Origin of the sequence: Microcoleus sp. Z1_B2 (genome assembly GCF_036700325.1) — a bacterium.
GTDB lineage: Bacteria > Cyanobacteriota > Cyanobacteriia > Cyanobacteriales > Microcoleaceae > Microcoleus.
Genome location: NZ_JAUBOQ010000096.1, coordinates 1 through 6122 on the forward strand (window position 1 = coordinate 1; position 6122 = coordinate 6122).

Here is a 6122-nt window from a genome sequence, read left to right on the forward strand (position 1 = left end):
ATTAGGATAAGTTACTAGCAAGTCTTGTAACTGGTCTTCCGAGTCGTAGGGCTGTTCCATCATTTCTACCAGCCTGTTGTCGTCCTGAATCAGATAAATACCTCCAGCCCTGCCAGCCCACCTACTTAATTTTAGATTTGAGATTTGAGATTTGAGATTTCCGGCTTAGTTATTAGCCTTCAGTCTTCAGTCCGCAGCCAATGATTTGTGAAGGCGGAAGGCATTGGTCAGAATTCAATAAAAATTTTGAAGTCAATAATTTTTATTGCTTGTTAATTCAACAAAAAATCCCTTCTGACCAGTGACTGATGACTAATAACTAATGACTAATAACTAATGACTAATCACTCATACAACCAGTAAATACTCGCTGTGCCGGCCCGGTCATGTAAATGCGCCCAGAAACTTCTGCCCATTCGATTTCCAAAACGCCGCCGGGGAGCTCAACAGCAGTTGCCCGATCGCACTTTCCTACCAACACCCCAGCTACCACAGCAGCACAAGCACCAGTCCCACAAGCTAGAGTAACACCCGCGCCTCTTTCCCACACCCGCATTTTTACATAGTCTGAACGTACCACTTGAATAAATTCCGTATTGGTACGCTGCGGGAATGCTTTGTTGTGCTCGAATTGAGGCCCGACAGTTTCTAAAGCAACAGCCGCAACATCCTCTACAAAAGTAATGCAGTGAGGATTACCCATGCTGACACAGGTAACAGACCAAGATTTATCAGCAACTTCGATCGGCACATCTATAGCTTTGGCATCCGGTGCGGCCAAAGTTGTCGGAATTTCCGCAGCCAGCAGCCGGGGAACTCCCATATCCACCTTAACCTGACCGTCCGATCGCAATTCCGGGCTAATCACACCAGCCAGAGTGTGGATGCGGTACTGAGTTTTCGCCTCTGACCCGTCCAAATCCGCGATAAACTTAGCCAAACAGCGAATCCCGTTGCCGCACATTTCTGGTTCCGAACCGTCGGAGTTAAAAATCCGCATCGTATAGTCAGTGTCATTTTGACCCGGAAGAGCAAATATCACACCGTCTGCACCAATCCCGAAATGTCGATCGCACAAATCCACAGCTTGTTCTGGCGCGATCACCGGTTCTGACGAGTGGCGGTTGTCAATCAGAATAAAATCATTTCCCAGTCCGTGATACTTCGCAAACTCGATCGGCATAAAAACAAACCTCTTTTGGTTAAAACTGATTAGATAATTTGCGGACCAAATTACCCATTTCTCAGTATTATAAAACTTTATGCAATTTATAGTCCTTTCTCGTGCAACATAAACAAATATAATATTTATAACTCCCCAGCGATATTTAATACTAATTCTCAAAAGTCATGCAACAGTAGCTGTAGGGTGCGTCGCCACCATTAAATTCTAAAAAAGAGCGACCATCTCCAAGCGACGCACCTTAGCTGAAGCGCGATCGTAAACCAACCACAAACTAATACAGCGGATTCCAGGTTTATAAAGTACACCCCAGAAACCGGGTTTCTTCTGGATTTCTCGCCAGAAACCGGTTTTATTCAAGAAACCCGGTTTCTCTGTACTTCACTTACCTGGAAAGTGCTGTAATTGTTGCAATATTTTGGAGAATTCGTATAATTAATGCTGATGTCAATGGCTGAATGAATATCGGTATAAAAGTAACCGCCAAGGGGTTTCTCCGTCATCGGGGAGACACCCTTGTAGTTGCGGCAGTAAGGGTTAAACGGTATAAACAGAAGAATATGGTTTAAGGTAATATTTGACTATAATTTTCTGAACTATGTCTGAATTTGAAACCGGATTGCCCAGCGTTCGCTTAATACAAAGCTACATCAAAGACAAACAACAGGTGGAAATCAAACTCCTGACCGGCGACTTAGTAGCTGGCAGAATTTTTTGGCAGGATAATAGCTGCATTTGCCTCCTCGATCCATCAGAAACACAAATTCTGATCTCGCGACCAGCAATTGCTTATCTCAAACCCAACGGCTGAGGAGACAGAGAGTGGGAGAGGGGGAGACAGGGAGAGGGGGAGATTGGGAGATTGGGAGAGTGGGAGAGGGGAAAAATCTTCCCTCTTCCCTCGAACCTCTTCCAACTTCGGTCTTCCTGACCTCCGTTACATCCGTTACATCCGTTACATCCGTCGAGCGAATCCGTTGCCGAACTTCCCTAATCGCTAAACAGCTTTTCGATGACTTGGGCCTTGACCAAAGGCAGCTTTAAAGCTGGTTGTGGCACCCGCGGTGAGGCCGTCCGCTGCATCAAGCCGAGCTCGTAAAAGCCGCCACACAGCAGCAAACGATCGCCTTCTTGCAAATTGCTACTTCCGTCGGGCCAGCGAGTAAATTTCCCTTCCCGGCGGATAGCCCGCACCTGCACCCCGTACTGCGTCAGCACATCTACCTCTGACAGTTTTTGGCCCGCCCAAGGGCTGTTTGCTGGCAGTCTCAGCCACTGGCAAGAACTGTCCCCCTGCGGGACTGCAACTTCCCCCTTCGCCAGCAACTCAAAACTGATGAGTTCTTCCGGTTCTCCCACTACAAAAAGTCGATCGCCCGACTGCAAAGCTGTCTTCCCGTTAGGATAATCAATTTCCTCGCCATTCTCGCGGACGATCGCCATCACGCTGACCCCTGTCAACTGTCGCAAGTTAGTTTCTTCCAGAGTCATGCTGGCGATGGGAGAACCCGACGGCAAGTTGTACCACTCGCTGTTCATATCTCGAACCGCCACTTTCAAATCCCGCGAAACCGCCAAAGGTTCGCGCGGTGGCCGCAATTCCAGATAGCGGCTGCTGCGAATTTGCTGCACATCCCGCCCGATCGCCATTGCCGAAAGTCCCATGCCAGCCAGCAAGTGGGAAGACAGTTCTAAACTGGCCTCAAACTCCGGCTGCACAACTTCCCAGGCCCCCAATTGATAAAGCAGTTCGATGTCTTTATCTTGGTTCGCGCACACCACAATATCCAAATCCGGGACTAATTCTAAAGCCCGCTTCAGACACAAGCGAGTGCTCATGGGATCGGGAAGGGCGATCGCCATTGCTTTTGCCCGTTCCACCCGCGCGGCTTCCAATACGTGCCAACTGGCAGCATTCCCGTAAATGTAAGGAATTCCTTGCATTCTGCAATCTTGAATTCTACTTTCTGACTCATCGATCACCACAACAGAACAGTTGCGGCTTTGCAGCATTTTGACTAAAATTCTGCCGACTCGCCCGTAGCCGCAAACCACAACATAATTTTGTTCCGGCAAACTTTCAGCTATTGCCACAGGTTGAGATGTTTCGTCAAAATAGCGCTGCAAAGGCCCGAAATTTTCCGCCCATTTCAATAACTGCGGCACGCTTCTCAACACAAACGGAGTTAGCACGAGGGTGACTGCTGTCGTTCCTAAAATTAACAGGTAAACGTTCCGCGAAACCAGCCCCATAGCTTGGCCGGCACTAGCGAGTACAAAGGAGAATTCTCCTATTTGAGCTAAGCCCAAACCTGCGATTAATGCTGTTTTTAGCGGATAGCCAAATAGTCGGACGATCGGCGTTATAATCAAGAATTTGCCGACAAATACTATAAATACCAGTCCCAGAATTACTTCTAGATGGTTCCACAGAAACATCGGGTCAATTAACATTCCGATGGTGACAAAAAATAAGGATGCAAAAATATCTCGCAAAGGCTCGACATAAGTTAGAGTTTGGTCAGCATATTCCACCTCCGAAATCATTAAACCCGCCACAAATGCGCCCATCTCGATCGAAAAACCCAAATATTCTGTCAGCAGCGCAATCCCTAAAGCCAACACCACAACTCCCAGCAAAAACAGTTCCCGACTTTCTGTTTTCGCCAAATAGCGCAGCAACTGCGGTACCATCCAAATGCCCGCGACTACAGCACCGATCGCAAATAACCCGATCCGCAGCAGGGCCCACGCTACCGTCATGCCGATCTCTTCTGCTGGCTGATTGAGTGCCGGCAAAACTGCTAACATTAGCCCCAAAGCCAAATCTTGAACTACTAATATTCCCAGCATGACTTGACCGTGGGAAGTACCGGATTCATTGCGTTCCATCAAGCATTTCAGTACGACTGCGGTAGAGGAAAGTGACAGAATCGATCCTAAAAACACGCCTTGGGCGGGCGATTCTACCCAGCCTACAGCCAAGGAAATTGCAGTAGTAATGGCGATCGTCAGCACAATTTGCAAGCCCCCTCCGCCCAAACTAATGGCTTTTACTTTCTGGAGTTCGGCGAAAGAAAATTCCACTCCCAAGGCAAATAACAGAAAAGCAACCCCGAATTCCGCCAGGGTGTCTACCTGAATTAATTCTTTAATCAGCCCCAAACCGGCCGGCCCAACTACGATCCCTCCCAGGAGATAGCCGAGAATTACCGGCTGTCGCAATAGCGATGCAAAGAGTCCTCCTGCTGCGGCAGCAGCGAGAACTAGAACTAAGTCAACGATCAGTCGGAAGTCTTCTTGCACAACTTTATGAAAAAAGTATAAAGTTATATTATAGTGTCTAATGTGTTGACTATGTTTAGTGAGTTGACAGTAGTTGAGGAACAAGCACAACGGCCACCCTCGACTAAGGTATTTTTTCATTGCACAGAGTTCAACTTCTCACAAAAAGCTTAACCTCTGGCAAGTTGATCGAGGGATTGTGGGGGTATTAGTGGTAATGTTTCACCTCAACGAGATGAGCGCGGTGAGATTAAATCAAGTTACTTTTTTTAATTTATTTCAGGCTGGGTGGAGCGGTGTTGATTACTTTTTTGTATTGAGCGGTTTTCTCATGGTGTAGGTTCACCGATCGGCGAATGGTAAAAAGGATTAGTTAAAATTGTTTTTATTTATGCAAGCCCTGCTTGCAGATTTACCCTATCTACTGGATAATTACTCAGGCACTTTTGTATTTTTTTATAGTAATCCCCGGTTTTGCTAACAATAAAAATTTAGGTTTTAGACAAGTAATTTGGTTTAATCTTGATACCTCAAAATGACTTGCCCATTCGGGATGCAAGTTTGACAAAGCTGGCGTCGCACCTGTAAATACTGCCCTAGAGGCGATCGACTCCCTAACTGTCAGGTCAAACAGATATGGTATTACTTGCTAGAGAAATGCTGCGCGATCCTTATTGGCCGATGCGGGCTGCGAAGCAACTACGTCAATCGGTGCCTGCTCCAATTCAATACGATCGCGCTTGGTAATTAAGCGGATTTGCGATCGATTTTAGGTGAGCCGATTTAATCAATTAACAGGAGTGAATATGTCTGAGATTCAAAACAAGGTGGTCATCATTACTGGAGCAAGTAGCGGTTTAGGTGAAGCCACCGCTCATCGTTTAGCCGCCAGCGGAGCCAAACTCATGCTTGCTGCCCGCCGCGAAGATAGACTCAAGGACTTAGTTGCTGCAATCGAAAAAACAGGTGGCACAGTTGCCTATCGAGTCACCGATGTTGCCGAATAAATATAGCGGCTACTGTATTTCATCAATCACCGAATATGCTGTAATAAAACTGAGTATCGATTAGCAAGCAACTTTGCTGCATCCGGCTATCACGCAATAACAATGAAGAAATCGGAGAGATACATCGAAAAACATGGGCAATACAACTGCTGTAATTGTTTTTAATAACGCACTTATTTTAGATATATAGCCACCCTAAATCATTCGCCTAATTATTGTACGGGCAATCCCACGCCCGGTTGCCCCGATAGATAGGGGGTAGGCACGGGGAGTAGGGGTAGCACTACCCCTACAAATGTACCTGAATGATTTAGGATTGCTATAATAATCAATACTCCGGACAGTTTTTAAGCAGCCAAAGTACCATAAGACAAGACTGAAGGAAGATTAGGATGGTTTAAAATCAAATCCGGGTCTAAATCTAACTTATCAATAAAGGTACAAAGTAGATGCTTATTGAATTCCAGCCGTTTATAAGAAGCCATTGAAAACACAAACGACTTGGCAGATGAATGACAACTAGAGAGTTCATGTTTTGCTAAATTTAAGGCAATTAGACTGGCATTAAAATGAAAATCAAGCCGTGGTAAATGACGAGCTTGACAATCCGACAATCCCGTAAATTGCTTGGCATCACGAAAAATAAA

The 6122-nt window shown here is 46.2% G+C and carries 4 protein-coding genes and 1 pseudogene; 2 read left to right on the forward strand and 3 right to left on the reverse strand.

The features are described 5' to 3' along the window. Positions 1-340 precede the first annotated feature (340 nt). Complete coding sequence (dapF, locus tag QT984_RS29375; RefSeq protein WP_333233848.1) at positions 341-1183, reverse strand: diaminopimelate epimerase; 843 nt, start codon at positions 1181-1183, stop codon at positions 341-343. Positions 1184-1781: 598 nt separating this feature from the next. Here dapF and QT984_RS29380 point away from each other — a divergent pair. After that, positions 1782-1994 (forward strand): Hfq-related RNA-binding protein, encoded by a 213-nt coding sequence (locus tag QT984_RS29380; protein WP_333057289.1) that lies wholly within the window; start codon positions 1782-1784, stop codon positions 1992-1994. A 179-nt stretch (positions 1995-2173) separates the two neighbouring features. Here the strand turns inward: QT984_RS29380 and QT984_RS29385 are convergent, their stop codons facing one another. Further along, entirely contained in the window at positions 2174-4489 is a 2316-nt protein-coding gene (locus QT984_RS29385) for a cation:proton antiporter domain-containing protein (protein ID WP_333057290.1), read from the reverse strand. Positions 4490-5274: 785 nt separating this feature from the next. Between QT984_RS29385 and QT984_RS29390 the strand changes: the two genes are divergently transcribed. Next, positions 5275-5475 (forward strand): SDR family NAD(P)-dependent oxidoreductase, encoded by a 201-nt coding sequence (locus QT984_RS29390; protein WP_445243063.1) that lies wholly within the window; start codon positions 5275-5277, stop codon positions 5473-5475. 347 nt (positions 5476-5822) lie between these two features. Here QT984_RS29390 and QT984_RS29395 read toward each other — a convergent pair. Continuing rightward, positions 5823-6122, reverse strand: a pseudogene (locus QT984_RS29395) (transposase); the annotation flags it as partial.

Bases quoted from the DNA above. Each gene is read 5' to 3' on its own strand.
- dapF (WP_333233848.1), bottom strand. From the start codon at position 1,183: ATGCCGATCGAGTTTGCGAAGTATCACGGACTGGGAAATGATTTTATT.
- QT984_RS29380 (WP_333057289.1), top strand. From the start codon at position 1,782: ATGTCTGAATTTGAAACCGGATTGCCCAGCGTTCGCTTAATACAAAGC.
- QT984_RS29390 (WP_445243063.1), top strand. From the start codon at position 5,275: ATGTCTGAGATTCAAAACAAGGTGGTCATCATTACTGGAGCAAGTAGC.